The organism is Streptosporangium roseum DSM 43021 (assembly GCF_000024865.1).
GTDB lineage: Bacteria > Actinomycetota > Actinomycetes > Streptosporangiales > Streptosporangiaceae > Streptosporangium > Streptosporangium roseum.
Genome location: NC_013595.1, coordinates 10,185,050 through 10,205,523 on the forward strand (window position 1 = coordinate 10,185,050; position 20,474 = coordinate 10,205,523).

A 20,474-nucleotide genomic window follows, 5' to 3' on the forward strand; every position below is an offset into this window, starting at 1 on the left:
CGATATGGCCGAGCGGCCTTATCGACTCCGCGCCCGAGTGAGATTTTCCGGTAAAAGCAGCGTTCGTTCTCTCTTTCTTCACGTGCCCGGATCACACCGCCCGTCTCCGTGATATCCGGCGCTCGTCATTCAGCAACGTATCGAAGGAGTCCGCTGGGATGCCGCTTGCCCTGCTCGCGCTCACGTTGAGTTCTTTCGGGATCGGGACCACCGAGTTCGTGGTCATGGGACTGCTCCCCAATGTCGCCGGCGATCTGTCGGTCAGCATCACGACAGCCGGCTTCCTCATCTCCGGATACGCGCTGGGCGTCGTCGTGGGGGGACCGCTGCTGGTCGCGGCCGGCATACGCATGCCCCGCAAGAGCATGCTCCTCATCCTGATGTTGATCTTCATCCTCGGCAACCTGCTGTCGGCCCTGGCGCCCGGCTACGCGCTGCTGATGCTGGGACGCGTCACGACCGCGATCTGCCACGGCGCCTTCCTCGGGGTCGCCTCCGTCGTGGCCGCCGACCTGGTCGACGACAGCAGGAAGGCCCGCGCGATCGCGATGGTCTTCACCGGGGGCGCGGCCGCCAACGTCGTCGGGGCGCCCCTGGGAACCTGGGTCGGGCAGAACTTCGGGTGGCGTGTCACCTTCTGGATGCTCGTCGGCATCGGGCTGGTCGGCCTGGCCGGCATCGCCCGGCTGATCCCCCGGCAGCCCTCCCAGGCGGACGCCCGGGTGGGCCGGGAGCTGGCGGTCTTCCGCCGGCCGCAGGTGGGACTCGCGCTGGCCATGACGGCGCTGAGCCTCGGCGCGCTGTTCGCCTCCTTCACCTACGTCGCGCCGATGCTGACCGAGGTGACCGGATATTCGGAGGAGGCGCTCACCCCGCTGCTCGCCCTCTTCGGCATCGGGCTGGTCGTGGGAAACACGCTCGGCGGCCGTTACGCGGACCGCGCGCTGATCCCCACCCTCGCCACCGCGCTGGCCGCGCTCACGGTCGTGCTGGCCGTGTTCACCTTCACCGCCGGCTACCAGGTGCCGGCGGCGATCACCTTCGCGCTGCTGGGCGTCGCCGGGTTCGCCACCGTCCCGGGGCTGATGACACGGGTGATCAGCAAGGCCGAGGGGGCGCCGACCCTCGCGGCGGTGGTCACGGTCTCCGCCTCCAACGTCGGCATCGCCCTGGGTGCCTACCTCGGGGGCCTGAGCATCGACGCCGGCCTCGGTTACACCTCACCCAACTGGATCGGCGCGATCATGGCGGCCGCCGCGCTCGCGCTGACCGTCGCGTCCGGCGCGCTGGAGACGCGCGGCAGGCGCGCCGGGCGACGGGGTGACCTCGTCGCGGAAGGCGGCGAGCCGGTGCCGGCGTCCTCCCAGGGCGACGGCCCCCGCTAGTCCTCTTCCGACACAGGCGGCGACCCCCGGCCGCCCTCTCCCGACACAGAGGCGACGCCCCCGGCGATCCCCTCCCGACACAGGCGACAGCCCCGGCACCCCTCTTCCGATCTTCCGACGCACCACGGCACACGTCCGACGCACCCCGGCCTTCCTCCGACGCACCACGGCACGGCGGTCCTCCCGCGCGGCGGGCTCCGTGCCGAGGATCCGTACGCCCGCATCGTCTCGCAGATCATCGGTCCTCCCGGCCAGGGCCCTGTTCCAACGCTGTCCGGTCACATGCGTTCGCCAGCCCCAGCGAGCCCGACTCCGACAATGTTCGCCCGATTTCCTCAGCGACGAATTCGACTGCGGTGAAGGCGAAGGACAATCAGCGAAGGATACGCATGCTCACAAAAGTCTCCACCCGGCCCCACGTCTTCGAAACCATTGAGAACAAGCTCCGGGAGCTGAAAAGCAACGGCCTGTACCGGCATTACCTCCCCACCGCGCACATGGCGGCCAGCCCGGGCCAGACACTGCGTCTGGGGGAAGAGGTCCAGGTGTGGTGCAGCAACGATTATCTCGGCCTGAGCCAGCACCCGGATCTCATCAGGGCGCAGATCGAGTCGACCGCGTTGCACGGCACCAGCATGGGCGGCTCGCGCAACATCGGCGGCACGAGCACCACGCACGTCGCGCTGGAGTCGGAGCTGGCCGGCTGGCACGGGAAGGAGCGCGCGCTCATCTTCTCCAGCGGCTACGTGGCGAACTTCGAGACGCTCAGCGTGCTGCTGTCGGCGGTGCCGGACATGGTTGTCCTCTCGGACGAGAACAACCACCGCTCCCTGATCGAGGGGATCCGCCGAGCGCGATGCGAAAAACGGATATTTCCACATAACGACCTGGTCGGGCTCGAACGCTGCCTGGCCGAGTACGACGAGTCGCGGCCCAAGATGATCGTGTTCGAGTCGGTGTACTCGATGGACGCCGACGCGTCCCCGATCAGCGCGATATGCGACCTGGCGCAGAAGTACAACGCCCTGACCTACCTGGACGAGACCCACGCCATCGGGGTCAAGGGCCCGACCGGCGCGGGGATCTGCGAGGAGATCGGGGAGACCCGGCCGACCTTCGTCCAGGGCGTCTTCGGCAAGGCCATCGGGACGGTCGGCGGATACGTCGCGGGCCCCGACGCGGCCCTGGACTACGTGCGCTCCTACGCGCCCGGCTTCATCTTCACGACCTCCCTTCCGCAGGCGTGCATGGACGCCACGCTGAAGGGCCTCGAACTCGTACGGCACGGCACCGACCTGCGCCGGGCGCTGACCGACAACTCACTCCGGATGAAAGCCGCTCTGCGGTCGGCGGACATCCCGTTCATCGACGGGGAGCACCACATCATCCCGGTGATGGTGCCCGGCGGCGACCGGGTCAGGAAGGTGGCCGACCTCCTCCTGGAGGACCACCTCATCTACGTCCAGCCGATCAACTTCCCGTCCGTTCCCCTCGGGACGGAGCGGCTGCGCGTCACCGTCGCCCCGTATCGGACCGGCGACCAGATCGAGTACTTCGCATACGCCCTGGAATCGTGCCTCGCTCGCGCGTGAGTCAAGGAGACGGCAGTGGACAAGATCGACCTCATCCCCTCCATCGGCACCGAACTGATCGGCGTCACCTATGAGGACCTGCAGAAGGACGACGTTCTCGACGAGTTCGTCGACACGCTCCACCAGCGCGAACTGGTGATCATCCGCGGTATCGAGCTGACTCCGGGACAGCAGGTGGGCCTGGCGGCCCGCATCGGCAAGCCGATCCCCTTCGTTCTGGAGCAGTACCGCTACCCCGAGCTGCCGGAGATCATGATCTCCTCCAACGAGGTGCGGAACAACAAGTCCATCGGCGTGGCCCGGGTCGGCAACTTCTGGCACCAGGACTCGTCCTTCGTGGCGAAGCCCGCCGAGTACACCATGCTGCACGGCGTGAACGTCCCGCAGACCAGCGGCCACACCCTGTTCGCCAGCGCCGTCGACGTCTACGACCGCCTGCCCGGCGACTGGAAGAAGAAGATCGACGACCGCAGGGCATGGCACACCGTGGTCAAGCGCCTGCGCATCCGCAGCGAGCACGTGGGACTGTCGACGGCCGAGTACAAGGCCTGGATCGAAGAGAAGCACCCGAAGGTCGAGCACCCGCTGGTGCGGCAGGACCCCTTCAGCAAGAGGACCTACCTGTACGGCGCCCCCGAATACCTGGACTCGGTGCAGGGCTTCGACGCCAACGAGAACGCGGCCTTCTTCGCCTTGCTCGACAGCCTCATCCAGGACCCGGAGCACGTCTACACCCACCGCTGGACCCCCAAGGACCTCGTGGTGTGGAAGACCGCCACGACCCTGCACGCCGCGACCGACGTCGAGCCCGGCGTCTCGCGGACCGTGCACCGAGTCAGCATCGAAGCCGAGTAGCCGTGGGCGGAATAGCCGGCCTCGAGGTCGCCTTCCCGGTTTCGCGTGTCAGCGCGCAGCACATGTCCACCCTGTCGGGCGTCCCGATCCCCGACATCCTGGAGATCACCCACACCAGGGACTTCCCGGTCCTCGGTCCGGGCGAGCGGTCGTGGGAGCTGACGCTCGAAGCGGCCAGAGCGGTCCTGAAGCGCACGCAGGTGGAGCCCGCCGCCATCCGGCAGGTGATATTCGCCGGCTCCGGCGAATGGGACGTCCCGTTCTGGTCACCGGCGGCCAGGGTGGCCGCCGAACTCGGCGTCGAGCGCGCCCACTGCTTCGAGATCGCCAACTTCTGCAACGCCGGGATGACGGCGATCCAGGTCGGGCTGGACCGGATCGCGGCGGGCGGCGCCGGGTATGCGCTGGTGCTCATCGGTGACCGCCTGGGCACGATGGTCGACTACGGCGACCCCGCCTCGAAGGCGCTGTTCAACCTGGGAGACGCCGCCGCGGCGGTGCTCCTGGCGCGCGACGGCTACGCGTTCGAGGTGCTGCACTCGGCCATGCGGACCGATCCGAGCTGGTCGGACTACTACGTCGGCGAGCACCGGCCGGACCGGGTCGTGATCCGCCGCGGCGGGCACCGCAGCGGGCTCGCCGCGGCCTACGTGGAGAACTTCACCTCGCTCATCGGCCAGACGCTGGGCGCGCTCGGCAGGGAGGTGCCGGACGTGGCCTTCTTCCTGATCAACCAGGGTGACCGCGCCATGCACGAGCGACTCCTGCGGGAGACCGGCATCCCGGCGGATCGCAGCGTCTTCAACTACGACCGGCTGGGTCACATGGGCGGGGCGGACACCATGATCGCGCTCCGCGGGCTGATGGACGACGGCAGGCTGCGCCCCGGCGACCTGATCCTGCTCGCCACCAGCGCCATGGGCTTCAGCTGGGGCATCACGGCCCTGGAGTACCAGCCGCACAGTCAGGTGTGATCTTCGCGGGACCGGCTCCGGCCTCTCGCGGCACGGAGCCGGGCCTCCCACGGCAGAAAAGGGTTGAACATGAGACACGATCCCTACGGTGAAGGCGTCCTGAGCAAGGACATCCCCACCGAACTGCGACGGCTCCAGCTGCTGGAGAACGCCCTGGACCCGCTGAGCATCGCGGCCATCGAGAAACTCCCGCTCGGCTCCACCCCGCGGTGCCTGGACATGGCCTCGGGAGCGGGTTCCATGTCCTACTGGCTCGCCGACCGCTACCCGGGCGGGAGCGTGGTCTCGGCGGACATCGACCCGCGCTACCTCGACGGGGAGCGTGCGCCCAACCTGACGGTGCGCACCTTCGACATCCGCGAGGAGGATTTCCCCAAGGGCTCCTTCGACCTCATCCATGCCCGCTCCGTGCTCAAGCACCTGCCCGAGCGCGAGGAGGTACTGGCCCGTTTCGTCGACTGGCTGGCGCCGGGCGGATGGCTGGCGATCGTGGACGGCTACTGGTTCCCCTCCGACGACACGGCCCATCCGGAGTGGGGCGGGGTCCTGCGGGCGATCGTCGAGCAGATGAACTCACAGGGCGGCGACATGCGCTGGACCCGGCGCCTGCCCGGGCTCATCGCCCGGCTGGGGCTCACGGACGTCAGCGTGCAGCTGACGCCCTCGCTCGCGGGCTGGGAGGGGTGGGGCGAGCAGCTCCACGAGTGGATCCGCCCGACGATCCGGCAGACGGGGCCGACCCTGGTGCGCAAGGGATATGTCACCGCGGAGGAGGTCGAGCGGTTCCTGGAGGCCGAGGACGGCCCGCACATGGCCGAGTGGTTCGGCGTGGTGGCGTCGGTCGTGGGCCGCGTACCGTGACGGCCCCGCAGGAGACGGTCCGGCGGCTGGGCTATGAGGATTTCGCCGGCTGCCTCGCCCTGGCGCAGGACCGCGGCTGGCCCGCCGAGTACCGCGCGTGGGATCTGCTGTTCGCCTTCGGCGAGGTGTACGGGATCGACGATCCCGGCGGAGGGCTGGCCGCGGTGATCGCGCTGGCCCGGTACGGCGACAGGCTGGCCAACCTCGGCGGCCTGCTGGTCGCGCACCGGCACGGCCGCCGCGGTCTCGGCGCGCTGCTGATGAGATACGCGACGGAGCGCGCCGGGACCGCGAGCGTCTGGCTGACCGCGACCGAGTACGGCCAGCAGATGTACGAGGGCCTCGGCTTCCGGGCGACCGGCACGTGCACCAGGTACGCCGGGTACCTGCGTCCGGACGATCAGCCGGGACGGTGGTCCCGGGAGGCGGAGCCATCCGACCTCCCGGAGATCGTCGCCCTGGACGCCGAGGTCTTCGGTGCCCGCCGTACCGGGGTGTTCGCCTACCTGTTCGCGGCCGCCGAGCAGATCCGGCTGGTCGGAGGGCCGGCGGGCGTCCGCGGGGTCGCGGGCGTCTGGCGCGGGGTCGACGGCCCCGTCGTCGGGCCGGTGATCGCCGAGGACTCGGACACCGCGGCGGCCCTGCTGTCCGGCCTGGCCCCGGCCATCGAGGGCCCGGTACGGATCGACCTCTACGGCCACCGGCCGAAGCTGCGGGCCTGGCTGGAGGAGCACGGCCTCCGGGAAGCGGGCGGCACGACGGTCATGGTCTACGGCGACGACCCTCCCGGCGACCGCGCCCGGCTGTTCGCACCGGTGACGAGGGCGATCGGCTGATCACCGCGGCCCGGACGCGCACGCCGTCCCGGGGTGCAGCCGGGACGGCATGTGCTCGGGGGTCTCCTCGCGACGGCGAGACGAGGAGCCCCCCGGGCGGCGCGCTACGACGGACGTCGCCGGCGTGCCGCGGGGTGTCAGCGCATCGCGGGGGTGTGGGACAGGAGTCTCTCCATCCGGCCGGCGAGGACCCGGAGGCGAGGGTCCGCGCCCGAGTGCCGCCCGATCTCGCCGAGTGCCTCCCGCAGCGCGACGCGGATCATGTGGATGAGCTTTTCGGGCTTCAGGTCGAAGACGGGCCCGACCGCCCCGGCCGCCTCGTCGACCTCTCCGTACCGCAGGTGGGCGCGGAAGGCGTCTATGCGGGTGAGGGCCTCCACGCCGTAGAAGCGCTGGTTCGGCGCGAGCGCCTCGAAGTGGTCGAAGAAGCCGCGGAACTCCTGCAGCGCCCGGTCCGGCTGGTTCAGCGCGAGGTAGGTGGCCCCGACGAGATAGGACTGCCTGTCCTTCTGCAGCACGAAAAGGCCGCCCTCTCGCGCGGGGAGGTCACGATGCATGTCCATCCAGCCGGATATCGCGTGCTGGGCCTCCTTCTCCAGCCCGATGGCGGCCCACGACCGGGCCCGCAGGAGCTTGAGGAAGGCGTCGAGGCCGTCGTCCGCCCCGTACGTCAGCCCCTCGGCGGTGCGCTGCGCCGCCTCCATGTGGTCGCCCATCCAGAAGGCCTGCCTGGCCTGCGTGAGGCGGACCCAGCGCCGCGCCTCATGATGGTCGGCCAGCTCCGCCAGCTCCCACGCGGCCGAGGCGTGGTTCTGGGCGGCCCGCGGATCGCCGAGGTCGTCGGCCATCCACGCGAGCAGCGCGCAGCTCCTGGCTCCGAGCGAGAGCAGTTTCCGCTTCTGGGAGGGCCGCTGGGGCCCTGCCAGGGACGTGGCGATGCGGTCGCGCAGGAGAACCGCCCGGTGGATGAGCGAGCCCGGCGGCACGTGGAAATACGAGACGGAGATGGCCGAGAGCTCGCTGTCCACCCGTTCCAGGGCGGCCTCGTCCATGTTGGTCACCGAGACGCGCCTGGCCAGCCTGATCGAGTCGCAGGAATCCCTGATCAAAGGCGTGAGATCGGAATGGTCCGGGGAAACGCCCGGGGTGCCGCCGGAAGGTTCGATCACCCGGGAGGGGAGGCTTGACATGAATCGGTCAGGCCAGATCATGCTGACGTCGATCGGCTCACCGAGACGTTCGGACAGGACTTTGGCCACCGCGTGAGGTATGTCGCGGCGTGGGAAAGCCCCTCTGAGCCAGTGATAGGGCGCCTTCGGACTGACGCCCTCGCTGCCGCGGACATGGTTGATCTCTCGCGCGAGTTGCTCGGGCGACCAGCCCAGTCGGTCCAGGAAGCCTTGGAGCTGCGTGGTAGCGCACACGAAAGACGCCTCCTCCTGGCTGCTGCCGGATTTACCCACTGCTGCCGCACCGCGAGCTTAATCCACATCCAGCATACCGGACACAACCCACCGGTTTAGTATAGATTACTCGATCTTGACACGGATCGACACCCGCCCGCTTTCCCCCCGGGCACTCACGGTTCCGGAAAAGCCCCCGAGATGCGAGACGGCGCCACTGGACGTGGCCCCGGCGGACATCCGAGACCTCGCGTACACAGCCCCGGACCCCGTCGACCAACCCTCCGGAGGAACCCCTCCGCGACAGCTTCCCTACCGCCACCACCGCCCGGACAGGTCCCAAAGTTGTGGAATGAAGTGTTCCGTTCTGCTAGACTGGAGTCAGCACAGACCGCTTCGAAGGGAACATCCATGAGCACCGAGATCCGCCCCTTCCGTATCGAGATCTCCCAGGCCGACGTCGACGACCTTCGTGAGCGCCTCGCCCGCACCCGCTGGAGCGGCGAGATCCCCGGCGCCGGCTGGAGCCGGGGTGTGCCGGTGGACTACCTGAAGGGACTCGCCGACTACTGGGCCGGCGGCTACGACTGGCGCGGGGCCGAGGCCCGCCTGAACGAGTTCCCGCAGTTCATCACCGAGATCGACGGGCAGGACATCCACTTCGTGCACGTGCGCTCGGCCAACCCCGACGCCACGCCGCTGCTGCTCATGCACGACTGGCCGGGCTCGTTCACGCAGTTCGCCGACGTCATCGAACCGCTGTCGCAGGACTTTCACGTGATCGTCACCTCGACCCCGGGTGTCGGCTTCTCCGGCCCGCTCAGCGGTCCCGGCTGGAACACCGGCAAGATCGCCGGCGCGTTCGTCGAGCTGATGGCCCGCCTCGGCTACGACCGCTACGGCGTGCAGGGTGGCGGCGGCGGTGCCTGGATCGGGATCGAGATGGGCCGCCAGGCACCCGATCATGTCATCGGCATCCACCTCAACGGCCTGGTCACCTTCCCCTCCGAGGACCCTGCCGACTTCGCCGGCCTCACCGAGGGCGAGCAGGAGCGCCTGGCCCGGCTGCAGAACTTCCGTGACGACATGATGGGCTTCAACGTCCTCCAGTCCACCCGCCCGCAGACCCTCGCCTACGGCCTGCACGACTCGCCGGTCGGGCAGCTCGCCTGGATCACGGAGAAGTTCAAGGAGTGGACCGACGCGGCCGCCGAGCTGCCCGAGGACGCCGTGGGCCGCGACCACCTGCTGACCAACGTCAGCGTCTACTGGTTCACCGGCACCGCGGGCTCCTCGGCCAGCCTCTACTACGAGATGGCCCACGACCCGAGCGCGTGGGCGCCCAAGGAGCGCGGAACCGTCCCCACCGGAGTGGCCGTCGCGCTCTCCACCGACGTCGCCATCCGCCGCTTCGCCGAGCGCGACAGCAACATCACCCACTGGACCGAGTTCGAGCGCGGCGGCAACTTCCTCTCCCTGGAGCAGCCTGAGCTGCTGGTGGGCGACATCCGCGAGTTCTTCGGCAAGCTCGGCTGACGCCGCCGGGCGGACCGCAACCGATCTGTTACGTGTCAGCCCCCTTTCCCGGGGCACTCGCCTGTCAGCCGACCTACAGGGAGCGTGAACATGACGGTTACCGGCATCATCACCGCCATCGTCATCGGAGTCATCATCGGGGCCCTGGGCCGTCTGGTGGTCCCGGGCAAGCAGAACATTCCGATCTGGCTGACCATCGTGATCGGCATCGTCGCCGCACTCATCGGCACCGCCATCGCGGGCGCCCTGGGCGTGGCCGCGACCAGCGGCATCGACTGGATCGAGCTGCTCATCCAGATCGGTCTCGCGGCGGTCGGCGTGATCCTGACCGTGAGCCTGTACGGCAGGCGCCACGTCCGATAGAGGATCCGCCGCACCGCGGGTGACCGTGGGGGCGACAGATCGATCGGCGGCATCTGGCGGCCCCGGACCGGAAGCGATTCGCGACCGGGCCGGGGCCTCCGCCGTACCGGGCGGCTGACCGGGCACCTCCGGAGCCCGGCGCCGGGACAGGATGGCAGGTCAGCGGCGGTTCCGGCGCACTTGCCCCCGCCTCAGACGGGGGAGTTAACTGGATGGAGTGCCGCACGACCTCGGCATGAAGGATGGTCGTGCGCGCCGGTGGACGATCCCGTCGCCGTGGTCCCTGCGGTGGCCCGCCGCCCACGCCGGTACGGGCGCAGGCCCCTGCGGCCCCCGGATTCAGTGAAACCGGCCGCCACCGTCGGCCGCCCTCTCTGACAGCCGCCCCGCGGCCGAGGCAGGACACCATGGATTACCAGGAGTTCATCACGATCGTCGAGCAGGTCGCCGACATCTCGGGCGAGGAGGCGGAGAGCGTCGCCTGCCTGACCCTCCGGCTGCTCGCACGGCGCGTGACTCCCGGCGAGGCCAGGGATCTCGGCGAACGCCTGCCGGAGCCGCTGCGCCCGTGCCTCGAACCCGACGGCCCTCCCGAGAGGTTCCACGTCGACGAGTTCGTCCGGCGCGTCGCCGAGCACACCGGGGTCGACGCCGGGACCGCCGCGGAGCAGGCGCGCGGCGTGCTCGCCGCGCTGTGGAGGGCGGTGGGCCCCGACGAGTTCGAGGACCTCCGCTCCGAGCTGCACAAGGACTTCTATCCGCTCATGGACACCGCGACGGCGGCGGCACCCCCGCCGGCCGAGGACGAGCCGCCGTTCGCGGGCAACCTCTCCTGCGACGAGTTCCTCGACCGCGTCGCGGAGCTCGCCGCGACCGATCGCGACCACGCGCACCGCGCCACGGAGGCGGTGCTGGACATGCTCGGCCTGCGGCTGTCCGCGGGCCGGGCCGCCGACCTGGTGCCGCTGCTGCCCCTGCGGTTCCGTCCCGCCCTGCGACGGGGCGGGGCCCGCAGCCGCGGCGGGGCGGTGCCGCTGTCGCCCGACGTCTTCCTGCACGATGTCGCCGGCCGCGCCGGGGTCACCCGGGGGGACGCGACCAGGGACGTGCGAGCCGTGTTCGCGGTGCTGCGCGAAGCCATCGGGGAGAAGGAGTACCACGACACGATCGCCCAGCTCCCCGGCGAGTACCGGCCGCTGCTGAGACAGGGGTAGGACCGCCCGCGCCGGGCGGCGGCATGTCATGGCCGCCGCCCCCGCGCACCCACAGCCCGGACCGGACCGGGCCGGACCCGCCGCACCGTCAGCGTTCGGTCAGCGCCCCGTCAACACGGTCGTCGAAGCTCCGTGCATGACTGTTCCCTCACCCCGCAAGTGGGGCACGCTGGTGATCGCCTGCCTCGCCATGCTGCTGCTCGCCATCGACCTGACGGTGCTGCACCAGGCCGCACCCAAACTGGTCGAGGAGATGCGTCCCTCGGCCCCCCAGTTCCTGTGGATCGTCGACGTGTACGGCTTCGCGCTGGCCGGGCTCCTGGTCACCATGGGCAACGTCGGCGACCGGATCGGGCGGAGACGGCTGCTGCTCATCGGCATGACGGCCTTCGGGGCCGTCTCCGCCCTGACGGCCTACGCGCCGACGCCGGAGTGGCTCATCGTGGCACGGGCGCTGCTCGGCGTCGCCGGCGCCACCATCATGCCGTCGACCCTGTCGATGATCAGAAACGCCTTCACCGACCCCGGGGAGCGGACCACCGCGGTCGGCATCTGGAGCAGCGTCTCCGCGCTGGGCTTCGCCCTCGGTCCCGTGGTCGGCGGGGCGCTTCTCAACTCCTTCTGGTGGGGCTCCGTCTTCCTCGTCAACGTGCCGGTCGCCGTGCTGATCGTCGTCGTCGGATCCGTCGTGCTGCCCGAGTCGCGCAACCCCCGGCCGGGGCGGCTCGACCTGGTGAGCGTGCCGCTCTCCGTCGTCGGCGTCATCGCCGTCATCTACGCCCTCAAGACGGCGGCCCACGACGGCGTCGCCGGGGCCGGCGTCTGGGTGGCGGCCGTCGCCGGCCTCGTCTCGCTCGTCCTGTTCACCCGGCGGCAGACCCGGCTGGCGGAGCCCCTCATCGACGTCCGGCTCTTCGGCCACCGGGCCTTCTCCGGGGCGGTCGGGGCCAACGTCGTGTGCATCTTCTCGATGCTCGCCGCGTCGCTCGCCTTCGCCCAGTACTTCCAGCTCGTCCTGGGCTGGTCGCCTCTCGTGTCGGGACTCGCCGGCCTGCCCGGCGGGCTGGGCGCGGCGGTGGGCGGGGCACTGGCGTCCCCGCTGGTCACCGCCCTCGGCCGGGCACGGGTCGTCGCCTTCGGGCTGGGGCTGAGCGCCGCCGGATTCGTCATGTACGGCCAGGTGGACATGGACACGGGCTACGCGTACATGATGACCGCGATGATCATCACCTCCATGGGGACCGGATTCACCTTCGCCGTCACCAACGACACCATCCTCGCCTCGGTCCCGAGGGAGCGCGCGGGCGCGGCGTCCGCGATCGCGGAGACCGCCCAGGAGATGGGCGGAGCGCTGGGCATCGCCGTACTCGGGAGCGTGCTGAACGGCGCCTACCGCAACAACCTGCGGCTCCCGGCCGAGGTGCCCGCCGATGCGGCGGACCAGATCAGGGAGTCGCTCGGCGGAGCACTGGAGACCGCCGCCGCCCTGCCCGCGCGGCTGGCGGGGACGGTCACCGAGACCGCCCGGCAGACGTTCGTCGACAGCATGCAGATGACCGTGATGACCGGCGCGGTCCTGCTGGCCCTCCTCGCGGTGGCCGCGCTGCCCACCCTGCGCGGCGTCCCCAAGGTGATCGCCGAGGTGGACCTGGACGACCAGGGCAGAGCCCAGGACGGGCCCGTCGCGGCCCGATAGCCGCCCCGGGCACCCGCCGGCCGATTCCCCGGTCCTAGAAACTCACCCCTCTACCGGACCTGAAGGGGACGAGCCAGGCGAAGACGACACCGCTGAAGTTCACCAGCATGCCGTGCGCCGTCTGGTGACTGCCCTGCTCGGAGACCTCAAGCCGGACCACCGACCCCTTCTGCATCCATCCCGCCAGATCGTCCTCGGTGGGTGGGTCGCCGTGCAGGCGCAGCATCAGGTCGTGGGCCTGTCCGGCCATTCGGAGGTGGAGCTCGCACGTGGGCTCGCTGTTCGCCATCGATCTGCCGTTCGGGCGGAGTGTGCGCCGCGCAGTGGCTCGGCGCCGTCTTCCAGACTACTCCGCTCCCATCCGGTCCCCGTGTGCCGCGACAGGCGAGCGGGGTGTCCGAAACCCGGGTTCGAGCACACGTGCTGCCCAGAAAGACGGTGTCCCTATTCCCCGCCCCAGGCGCGCTACCGAGGGGAAGGAATACATGAAGGCCATTCATATCGGACTTCGGCAAGCGCCTGCGGCAATCCGCTCCACGAAAACGATTCCGCCGGCGCGATCCGCCCTCTTGACACCCGGCCGGGGAACCGGAAACTCAACATGAGGCGAACATCAACCCCGCTCCGGGGAAATAACAGATCAACAGGAAAGACGGAAGACCGATCGAGAGCACAGGATGCATGGAAATCTCTGGAGAAGTCCAGATATAGCCTGTTAGCACCACAACCACAGGTCGGCGCGGGACCGATTTCGGACAGACCCTATCATGGCTTATGTATTATTTATAAACCAATAGCCATAAGTGCCAATTACTCAGCCCCTTTACCTTCCCAATAGATCACGGTCAGTCTAATATTTGGACCTATGTCATGGCGTGCATCAGATTTCCCAGATAGGCAGGCTGGGCCCTCTGGCCGCGGTGGCGCTTCCCCCGAGCGCGAATCGGATCAGTCGCCAGACTGGCACCCCGAGCGACTCGCCGCATTCGATTGGCGGAAGCTCATTCTGTCCGGGGCGATTTTATCGATCTTCGCCGGAGTCGGGCTCTGGCTCGCCACGAGAGACCACACCGAACCCCAGGCCCTGGTCGCGAATCCCACCCCCCAGCCCTCCGACACCGGCTGGGGGACGATTGTCCCCCCGCCGTCGACGCCGACGCCCTCCGCCCCGGCCCCGGCGGGCAGGAGCACACCCGCCCCCTCCCCGCCGGAGGGCAGGAGCACACCGGCCCCCTCCCTCCCGGCCCCCGTGGGCAGGAGCACACCCGCCCCCTCGGCGCCGGCCCCGGAAGTCAGGGCCACGCCGGCCCCCTCGGCGCCGGACGGCGGGAGCACGGCCGGACCGTCCTCCCAGGCGAAGGAGGCCTCCACGGAAGGGGCGAGGGTCACGGTCCCTCCCACGGCCCCTCCCACGGTCGGCCCCTCGGCCAGAGCCCGCGCGTCCCAGCTCTCCGTCCAGCAGGTGTACCGCATCCACGGCCGCTACCAGCGAGGCCTGTCGGCGGCTCAGGCCGCGCTGAACCACGGCGCGATGGGGAAACTGGAGCACGGGCTGGCACTGGAGATGACACGGGCGAGCTTCAAGACCGCCCGGCTGGAGGGCACGTCGGTGGCGTCAGGGATATGGCCCAACCCGAAGGTGTGGGTCCCCCGCCATGTCGAGGGCAGCCCCGACTGGTTCGTGGCGGTCTCCTACGATCCGGGAGTCGCCCGGATCACCGACGTGATGAGCTCCACCCCCGCCGGATGGCGGCTGGTGGCCTCCGCGGCCGACACGCGCGCCACTCCCGCCCGGTTCCCCAAGATCGAAACCGACTCCGACGGCTACGCCACGAGCCTGCCCGAGAACGCCCCCGGACTGCTCGCGACCCCGCGCCAGATCGCCCGTGCCCACCTGGCGAGCATGGAGAACGCCGAGCTGGACCCGGCGTTCGCCGACGGACCGTGGACGAGCGACACCGTGACGTTCTGGCAGCAGGAGCGCGCCCAGCTGGAGGAGGCCGGCTGGACCCTCAGGCTCTCCTATCTGCCGGAGGGCCCGGTGCGCGCGCTGAGGACCAGTGACGGGGGCGCACTGATCTGGTATGCCGCCCGCTCGACCGACGCGCGCAAGGCTCAGCGCGTGGGTGCGAAGGTCACCCTGAAGGGTTCGGCCGCCGTCCGCACCGAGAACAGGTCCTTCACCCGCTCGGTGAGCGCGACCTACGGACGCATGTACGTAGCCCATGTCCCCCCCGCCGGTTCCACTGAGCCCGTCCGCGTGCTGGGTGAGTGGAGCGATGTCCTGGAGAGCCACGGCGACTGACACCCCCTGGAAGAAGAGGAACATCCATGATGACACCCTCACGTAAGGCCTCACGCGCGACGGTGATCACTGTAAGCATCGCAATCGGCGTGTTCGGGGCCGGCGCCGGGCTGGGAACCGTCATCGCCTCCCGTTCCCATCCCGACGAGGGGCAGGTGCTGCGCCTGGCGGCGGGCACCTATCACCTGGCCGACGGCGAGCGGGCGTGGAAGTCCCGAGGAGCGGCCGACAGGGATCAAGGCGTCCCTCTCTCCGGCGCCGACGAGGGCAGCACGATCGCGAAGAAGGAGTCCAAGGACCCCCGGCTCTGCCTGACCGCCACCGCCGACGGGCACGCGGTCGGCGGCGGCGCGGCGGGGTGCGTCGCCCTTCCCGCGGTCCTGGCCGGCGCCGCCGCCCCCCTGCAGCGGCCGGGAAATCCCAGGAGCACGGGGTCGGCACCGCCCAAGAAGGCCTCCTCGGCCCCGGAACCCCGCCGCTCGACGGCGGCGCAACCCGCCCCGGCCACCCGCCGCACGGCGGCGCAGCCCGATCCGGCCCCCCCACGTACGGCGGCGCAACCACCTCCGGCGAGACCGGTCCGCTCCGCGCCCTCCCCGACGCAGACGAAGAAGATCGCCGGCGACATCTCGGAGAGCGGCAGCCTGGTCGAGAAGCCCGCGGCGCAGGCCGAGAAGAAACGTGACGTCAACACCGCTCCGAAGGAGCCGACTCCCAAGTCCGCACCGCCTTCGGGGACCCCCCGGCCGGAGGCGTCCCCCAGCGCCGTCCAGCCCACGCCCCCTCCGAACACGGCCAAGCCCACCGCGACCACCACGCCTCCGGGCACCGCGGAGCCGAGCCGGCCGACGGCGACCCCGAGACCTTCGCACACCCACAGGAAGCGGAACCCCCACCGTCCGGGGAACCCCACCCCTTCGGGCACCCTCCCGCCGGCCCAGCCCTCAAGCCCCGTCACGCCCTCCCCGGACACGCAGCTCCCCACTCCGGCCCCGGACACGCAGCTTCCCTCGCCGGACCAGAACCCGTCCCAGACTCCCGACGCAACCGTGCTGCCAACCGCCCAGCCGTCCGCTCCGAACGGGGAGATCACCGAGAACGGCGACTCCCTGCCGATCTTCCAGGACCCGGAGCTGCTGCGGCGGGCCCAGGAGGCCCTGGGACTGGACAGGAACATGCGCTACACGGATGAGAACGGCGTATGGGACCTCAACATCGCCCCGCCGGGCACTCCCCCGTGCCGGAACTACTCGGCCGCCGAGCTTCAGAAGCTGGATGCGCCCCAGAGCGGCAGCCCGGCCATCCCCCGCGACTCGTGCCAGTGGCCCGCCTTCATCCGCTGGCTCTACGCGGAGCCGGCGCCCGGGGAGGTCAGCAACTGGACCAAGTTCACCGGCCTGCCCGAGCGGAACCTGGAGCTCGTGGTGACGGATCCCTCCACCCTGCCGCCCGCGCCGGCCGGCACCAGCCAGGTCGAGCCGGACACCGGCCAGGTCCAGCCCGACACCCGCCAGATCCGGCCTGACACCCGCCAGGTCCAGCCGGACACCCGCCAGGTCCAGCCCGGAACCGGCCAGGTCCAGCCGGACACCCAGCAGATCCGGCCTGACACCCGCCAGGTCCGGCCCGACACCGGCCAGGTCCAGCCTGGCACCGGCCAGGTCCAGCCGGACCCGTTCGGATACAACGACCAATGAGCAGCTCCCCCGGAGCTGGGCGTGCCGTGCTCGGTCCCGGCCAGGGGACGACCTGGGTGGGCGAGCACGGCGCGCACCTGATGGACTACGCCGCCTACCACCTCACCCCTGACCGGGTGTCGGCGGCGGTCGCCTCCGCGCTGGCGGCCTGCCTGGCCCAGCCGGCGGCCAAGGGCATCACGCCCCGGGGGCAGTTGCTGGCCGTACTGCGGCGCGACTGCCGCGCCGCCCCCGGCTACCGGGAGCAGTACGTCCCGGAAGCCGGGCCGGGCATGCCGGACGCCCGGCTGATCGAACGCGTCTGGACGATCGTCGACCCGCTGGGCACCGAGACGCTCAGGCTGATGTACCGCCACGAGCTGGCCCCCCTGGATCTCTCCCACATGCTGGCGATGCCGGTGGACGAGGTCGGCCGGCTCGCGACGCGCACCCAGGACCTGATCGAGACGCTCGTGAGCGGGCTGGACGCCATCGAACACGGCCGGCACACCTGCCCGGACCTCTCCCCGCTGGTCGACGCCCTGTTCCCCGGCGGCCTCAGCGGACCCGGCGAGGCCGACGAGACCGGCGAGGCGGGGGAACAGCGGACGCTTCCCCCCGCCGAGTTCGACAGCGCCCGCACAGACCTGCTGTCCCACATGATCACGTGCTCCGTGTGCACGCGGCCGATCAACATCCGCTACACGGTCCCGCAGATGATCTCCCATCCGCGGATCGCGCCTCTCACCGCCGAGGTGCGGAAGCGGCTCCTGGACTCGCTCCCGCCCGCCGCGGAGCCGCCCCTCCCTGGAAGCGGCACCGCGCCCGCCGGAGTACCGGATCCCGGCCCGCGTCCGACCTCGCAGGAGGAGACCCAGCCCGGCCGGGCGATACGGACCGGACGGCCGGCGCGACCGGACCGCTCGACCCTCCCGTATCTCCCCGTCCGCCCGGACCGTTCCACAACGCGCCGCCTCGCCCGCTCCGACCACGCGGACCGCCCTGACCGCCCGGAACGCGCGGACCGTTCAACCCGGCCCGACCGGACGGACCATCCGGACCGTTCGAAACATCCGGGCCGCCCGGCCCGCCCGGACCGTTCGGACCACGCGGACGGTCCGGACCGTCCGGACCGTCCGGACCGCACGGAACGGTCGGACCGCTCCACGCTCCCGTACCGTCCCGTGCTGCCGGACCGCGCCGCCTCCCCCTCCCCGCCCGCTCGCCCGGCCGGCCCGCTGTCCGCTCCGCCCGTGTCCGGGCAGGACACCCCTCTTTATGACGCGCTGCTCTCCCAGGCGTGGGCGCGTGAGGTCCTCGCCGCCGACGACGGGACCGCCACCAACCCCGCCATCCCCGCGGTCACCGGCAAGAACGCCGCCCGCAGGGCCCGTGACGCGCGGGCGCCCGTGATCCAGGCCCGCGCCGAACCGGCCGACGGGCCGGAAGGGGTGCGGTTCGGCCCCGGGGTCCGGTTCATGGAGGCGCTCGCGTGGGCCGGGGAACGGGTCCGGAGCACGACCATAAAAATCGTCATCATCGTGGTCGCGGGCGCGGCGGGCACCCTGACGGGAATGAACCTCCTGGGGCCCGCCATCGGCGTCGAGAGACCGGCCGGTTCCCTGCAGTCCTCCGCCAGCCAGGCCACCGCGACCGGTGACGCCCCCCAGGTCGCCCAGGGCGAGCTCGCCGGACGGCTGCGGATCCCCCCCGTGATCACGCTGGACGAGTTCGGCCAGGGCAGCCTGATCCTCACCGTCTCAGGAGCCTCCCTGGACTGGCGGATAACGGCACCAGGGCTGTCGGTGACCCCGTCCAGCGGCACGCTGAAGCAGGGGCGCACCGATGTGATCGTCCTGCGCGCCCATCGGATCCGCCACTGGTGCGGCGTCCCGTCCTCTGTCACCGCCCCCCTGACCGTCCACGGACCCGACGACTCGATCACCACGACGGTGCGCTGGAGCACCTGCTGACAGCCCCGTCCTACCTGCTCTGTGAAAGTTCTCCGAAAGGACCTTGGCCATGACGGACACGTCCCCCCATATCCAGAGCTCGTCGTCCGGCCCGGCGGAGCAGTTCCAGGAGACGGTCCCGCTCACCGCCGAACACCTGCTCATCAACCGGCGGCCCGAGCCCTCCGGCGGGTGGCGGCGCCTCGTCTGGCAGCTCTCCGGCGGGCGGGTGATCCCGTCCGAGTCGGCCTCGGAGGTGGAGCGCCGCACGCTGATGGCCCTGGCCCAGACCCCCGTGGCGAGCGGCCACCACCGGATCGCGGTCATGAGCCTCAAGGGCGGGGTCGGGAAGACCACGACGACCGTCGCCCTGGGCAACACCCTGGCCTCCCTGCGAGGAGACCGGGTCATCGCGATCGACGCCAACCCCGACCGGGGGACCCTCGGCATCAAGGTCAAGTCCGAGACGGCCGCGACCATCCGCACCCTGCTCGCCGAAGCCCCCCACATCGTCCGCTACGCCGACGCGCGCGCCTTCACCTCCCAGTCGCCCGCACGGCTGGAGGTCCTCGCCTCCGACACCGACCCGGCCGTGAGCGAGGCGTTCAACGCGGAGGACTACCGCACGGTCGCCGGGCTCATCGAGCGCTACTACTCGATCTGCATCACCGACTGCGGGACCGGGCTGCTCCACGGGGCCATGGGGGCGACGCTGGAACTGGCCGACCAGATCGTGCTGGTCAGCCTGGTGGCGGTGGACGGGGCGAGCTCGGCCGCCGCGACGTTGGACTGGCTCACCGCCCATGGGTACGCGGACCTGGTCAGGAACGCCATCGTCGTGCTGAACGCCGTGGAACCCAAGTCGGACGTGGACGTCGCGCTGCTGGAGCGCCATTTCGGCGCCCGCTGCCGCGCCGTGATCCGCGTCCCCTACGACCCGCACCTCAAGGAGGGCGCGGAGGTGGACCTGGTCCGTCTGCGGCCCACCACCCGGGGCGCGTACCTGCGCCTGGCGGCCGCCGCCGGTCAGGCGTTCGGCCTGCGTCCCGACCGGAGCAACTGATGGGCCCTGCCGCCGAGGATCCCGTGCTCGACTGGGATCTGGGCCCCCCGCACCACAACTCCCGGCGGATGCTCATCGTGGTCGTCTCCATCGTGGGGGCGATCCTCCTGGCGATCGGCGGATGGCATCTCCTGCGGCCCGACCCCATCACCTCGACCGTCCGGACCACGGACCTCACCGCAGGCACGGTCACGCTCGCCCCGCCCTCCGACTACAAGGGGGAGGCCGGCTATCCCGTCGGGTTCCCCCACAACGAGCTGGGAGCGGTATCGGCGGCCGCCGCCACGCTGGAGGCGGCGTGGACGCTGGACGCCGAGCAGGCCGAGGAGGCGGCGGTCCTGTACGCCCCGCCGGAGCAGCAGGAGGCTGCCCGGGCCGGCGCGCGGGCGGCGGTCGCCGGCTGGCGCGAGACCTTCGGCCTCCCCAGGGCCGGAAAACTTCCCGACGGAGCCGCCATGCGGACCAGGACGATCGGGGTCCAGTGGCGGGCCCGCGCCGAGGATCGGGTCCAGGTCTCCGTCCTGGTCCAGGTGACCGCGACCAAAGGCGTGCAGGACACCGATCCGACCTACTCCAGCCCGTACGCCATGAGCCTGCTCATGGCGTGGCACTCCGGCATGCGCGGCGGGGGCCGCGGTGACTGGGTCAACATCCCCGATCCCGTCCCGGCCGCGCTGCCCGAGGTGGCCCTGCCCGGCACCGCCGAGTTCACCGCCGCGGGCTGGAAGCCCCTCTCCGGCCCCGAGCCCACCCCGTAGATCGA

18 protein-coding genes are annotated in these 20,474 nt (G+C 70.8%); 15 read left to right on the forward strand and 3 right to left on the reverse strand.

The features are described from left to right. The first annotated feature begins 158 nt into the window (after nt 1-158). From SROS_RS44585 to SROS_RS44610, 6 genes are all read left to right on the forward strand, one after another. Entirely contained in the window at nt 159-1,385 is a 1,227-nt protein-coding gene (locus SROS_RS44585) for an MFS transporter (RefSeq protein ID WP_012895579.1), read from the forward strand. A 389-nt stretch (nt 1,386-1,774) separates the two neighbouring features. Next, complete coding sequence (gene hemA, locus SROS_RS44590; protein ID WP_012895580.1) at nt 1,775-2,977, forward strand: 5-aminolevulinate synthase; 1,203 nt, start codon at nt 1,775-1,777, stop codon at nt 2,975-2,977. Nucleotides 2,978-2,992: 15 nt separating this feature from the next. After that, nucleotides 2,993-3,832 carry a TauD/TfdA dioxygenase family protein gene (locus tag SROS_RS44595; protein WP_012895581.1) on the forward strand — a complete coding sequence of 280 codons (840 nt, stop codon included), beginning with the start codon at nt 2,993-2,995 and terminating at the stop codon, nt 3,830-3,832. Between the two features lie 62 nt (nt 3,833-3,894). Next, nucleotides 3,895-4,806, forward strand: a complete 912-nt coding sequence (locus tag SROS_RS44600; protein WP_218919787.1) for a 3-oxoacyl-ACP synthase III family protein — start codon at nt 3,895-3,897, stop codon at nt 4,804-4,806. Between the two features lie 69 nt (nt 4,807-4,875). Next, a complete protein-coding gene (locus tag SROS_RS46785; protein ID WP_012895583.1) occupies nt 4,876-5,667 on the forward strand; it encodes a class I SAM-dependent methyltransferase in 792 nt (263 codons plus the stop codon). After that, nucleotides 5,664-6,503, forward strand: coding sequence for a GNAT family N-acetyltransferase (locus tag SROS_RS44610; protein WP_012895584.1), 840 nt, complete (start codon nt 5,664-5,666; stop codon nt 6,501-6,503). Before SROS_RS46785 ends, SROS_RS44610 begins: the two co-directional genes overlap by 4 nt. 137 nt (nt 6,504-6,640) lie before the next feature. Here SROS_RS44610 and SROS_RS44615 read toward each other — a convergent pair whose 3' ends face one another. Then, nucleotides 6,641-7,966 (reverse strand): NsdA family TPR-like regulatory protein, encoded by a 1,326-nt coding sequence (locus SROS_RS44615; protein ID WP_483754801.1) that lies wholly within the window; start codon nt 7,964-7,966, stop codon nt 6,641-6,643. A gap of 351 nt (nt 7,967-8,317) precedes the next feature. Between SROS_RS44615 and SROS_RS44620 the strand changes: the two genes are divergently transcribed. The 4 genes from SROS_RS44620 (at nt 8,318) to SROS_RS44635 (ending at nt 12,715) form a co-directional block, all read left to right on the forward strand. Then, nucleotides 8,318-9,442, forward strand: a complete 1,125-nt coding sequence (locus tag SROS_RS44620) for an epoxide hydrolase family protein (RefSeq protein WP_012895587.1) — start codon at nt 8,318-8,320, stop codon at nt 9,440-9,442. Nucleotides 9,443-9,532: 90 nt separating this feature from the next. Next, nucleotides 9,533-9,805 carry a GlsB/YeaQ/YmgE family stress response membrane protein gene (locus tag SROS_RS44625; protein WP_012895588.1) on the forward strand — a complete coding sequence of 91 codons (273 nt, stop codon included), beginning with the start codon at nt 9,533-9,535 and terminating at the stop codon, nt 9,803-9,805. A 407-nt stretch (nt 9,806-10,212) separates the two neighbouring features. Beyond that, on the forward strand, nt 10,213-11,019 hold the full coding sequence (locus tag SROS_RS46790) for a DUF2267 domain-containing protein (RefSeq protein ID WP_012895589.1): 807 nt from the start codon (nt 10,213-10,215) through the stop codon (nt 11,017-11,019). Between the two features lie 136 nt (nt 11,020-11,155). Beyond that, nucleotides 11,156-12,715 (forward strand): MFS transporter, encoded by a 1,560-nt coding sequence (locus SROS_RS44635; protein ID WP_043654259.1) that lies wholly within the window; start codon nt 11,156-11,158, stop codon nt 12,713-12,715. 34 nt (nt 12,716-12,749) lie between these two features. Here the strand turns inward: SROS_RS44635 and SROS_RS44640 are convergent, their stop codons facing one another. Together SROS_RS44640 and SROS_RS51570 are read right to left on the reverse strand one after the other, a co-directional pair. Continuing rightward, entirely contained in the window at nt 12,750-13,004 is a 255-nt protein-coding gene (locus tag SROS_RS44640; protein ID WP_148269419.1) for a hypothetical protein, read from the reverse strand. A gap of 659 nt (nt 13,005-13,663) precedes the next feature. Continuing rightward, nucleotides 13,664-14,188: a hypothetical protein gene (locus SROS_RS51570; RefSeq protein WP_043654262.1), complete on the reverse strand. Its 525-nt coding sequence runs from the start codon at nt 14,186-14,188 to the stop codon at nt 13,664-13,666. On the opposite strand from SROS_RS51570, the gene SROS_RS51575 reads away from it, so the two are divergent. Genes SROS_RS51575 through SROS_RS44670 form a run of 5 tightly spaced genes read left to right on the forward strand, consistent with a single transcriptional unit; the run spans nt 14,178 to nt 20,469 of the window. Further along, nucleotides 14,178-15,020 carry a DUF8094 domain-containing protein gene (locus SROS_RS51575; protein WP_012895593.1) on the forward strand — a complete coding sequence of 281 codons (843 nt, stop codon included), beginning with the start codon at nt 14,178-14,180 and terminating at the stop codon, nt 15,018-15,020. The genes SROS_RS51570 and SROS_RS51575 overlap by 11 nt on opposite strands. Nucleotides 15,021-15,046: 26 nt before the next feature. Beyond that, nucleotides 15,047-16,717: a hypothetical protein gene (locus tag SROS_RS44655; RefSeq protein WP_012895594.1), complete on the forward strand. Its 1,671-nt coding sequence runs from the start codon at nt 15,047-15,049 to the stop codon at nt 16,715-16,717. After that, on the forward strand, nt 16,714-18,669 hold the full coding sequence (locus SROS_RS44660; protein WP_012895595.1) for a hypothetical protein: 1,956 nt from the start codon (nt 16,714-16,716) through the stop codon (nt 18,667-18,669). The genes SROS_RS44655 and SROS_RS44660 overlap by 4 nt, the downstream gene beginning before the upstream one ends. A gap of 49 nt (nt 18,670-18,718) precedes the next feature. Further along, nucleotides 18,719-19,711, forward strand: a complete 993-nt coding sequence (locus tag SROS_RS44665; RefSeq protein ID WP_012895596.1) for a MinD/ParA family ATP-binding protein — start codon at nt 18,719-18,721, stop codon at nt 19,709-19,711. Then, nucleotides 19,711-20,469, forward strand: a complete 759-nt coding sequence (locus SROS_RS44670; protein WP_012895597.1) for a hypothetical protein — start codon at nt 19,711-19,713, stop codon at nt 20,467-20,469. The genes SROS_RS44665 and SROS_RS44670 overlap by 1 nt, the downstream gene beginning before the upstream one ends. Nucleotides 20,470-20,474 lie beyond the last annotated feature (5 nt).

Excerpts from the sequence above, each read along its gene's own strand:
- SROS_RS44585 (WP_012895579.1), top strand. The coding sequence starts at position 159 with ATGCCGCTTGCCCTGCTCGCGCTCACGTTGAGTTCTTTCGGGATCGGG.
- hemA (WP_012895580.1), top strand. The coding sequence starts at position 1,775 with ATGCTCACAAAAGTCTCCACCCGGCCCCACGTCTTCGAAACCATTGAG.
- SROS_RS44600 (WP_218919787.1), top strand. The coding sequence starts at position 3,895 with ATGTCCACCCTGTCGGGCGTCCCGATCCCCGACATCCTGGAGATCACC.
- SROS_RS46785 (WP_012895583.1), top strand. The coding sequence starts at position 4,876 with ATGAGACACGATCCCTACGGTGAAGGCGTCCTGAGCAAGGACATCCCC.
- SROS_RS44620 (WP_012895587.1), top strand. The coding sequence starts at position 8,318 with ATGAGCACCGAGATCCGCCCCTTCCGTATCGAGATCTCCCAGGCCGAC.
- SROS_RS44625 (WP_012895588.1), top strand. The coding sequence starts at position 9,533 with ATGACGGTTACCGGCATCATCACCGCCATCGTCATCGGAGTCATCATC.
- SROS_RS46790 (WP_012895589.1), top strand. The coding sequence starts at position 10,213 with ATGGATTACCAGGAGTTCATCACGATCGTCGAGCAGGTCGCCGACATC.
- SROS_RS44635 (WP_043654259.1), top strand. The coding sequence starts at position 11,156 with ATGACTGTTCCCTCACCCCGCAAGTGGGGCACGCTGGTGATCGCCTGC.
- SROS_RS44640 (WP_148269419.1), bottom strand. The coding sequence starts at position 13,004 with ATGGCGAACAGCGAGCCCACGTGCGAGCTCCACCTCCGAATGGCCGGA.
- SROS_RS51570 (WP_043654262.1), bottom strand. The coding sequence starts at position 14,188 with ATGCGGTACACCTGCTGGACGGAGAGCTGGGACGCGCGGGCTCTGGCC.
- SROS_RS44655 (WP_012895594.1), top strand. The coding sequence starts at position 15,047 with ATGATGACACCCTCACGTAAGGCCTCACGCGCGACGGTGATCACTGTA.
- SROS_RS44660 (WP_012895595.1), top strand. The coding sequence starts at position 16,714 with ATGAGCAGCTCCCCCGGAGCTGGGCGTGCCGTGCTCGGTCCCGGCCAG.
- SROS_RS44665 (WP_012895596.1), top strand. The coding sequence starts at position 18,719 with ATGACGGACACGTCCCCCCATATCCAGAGCTCGTCGTCCGGCCCGGCG.
- SROS_RS44670 (WP_012895597.1), top strand. The coding sequence starts at position 19,711 with ATGGGCCCTGCCGCCGAGGATCCCGTGCTCGACTGGGATCTGGGCCCC.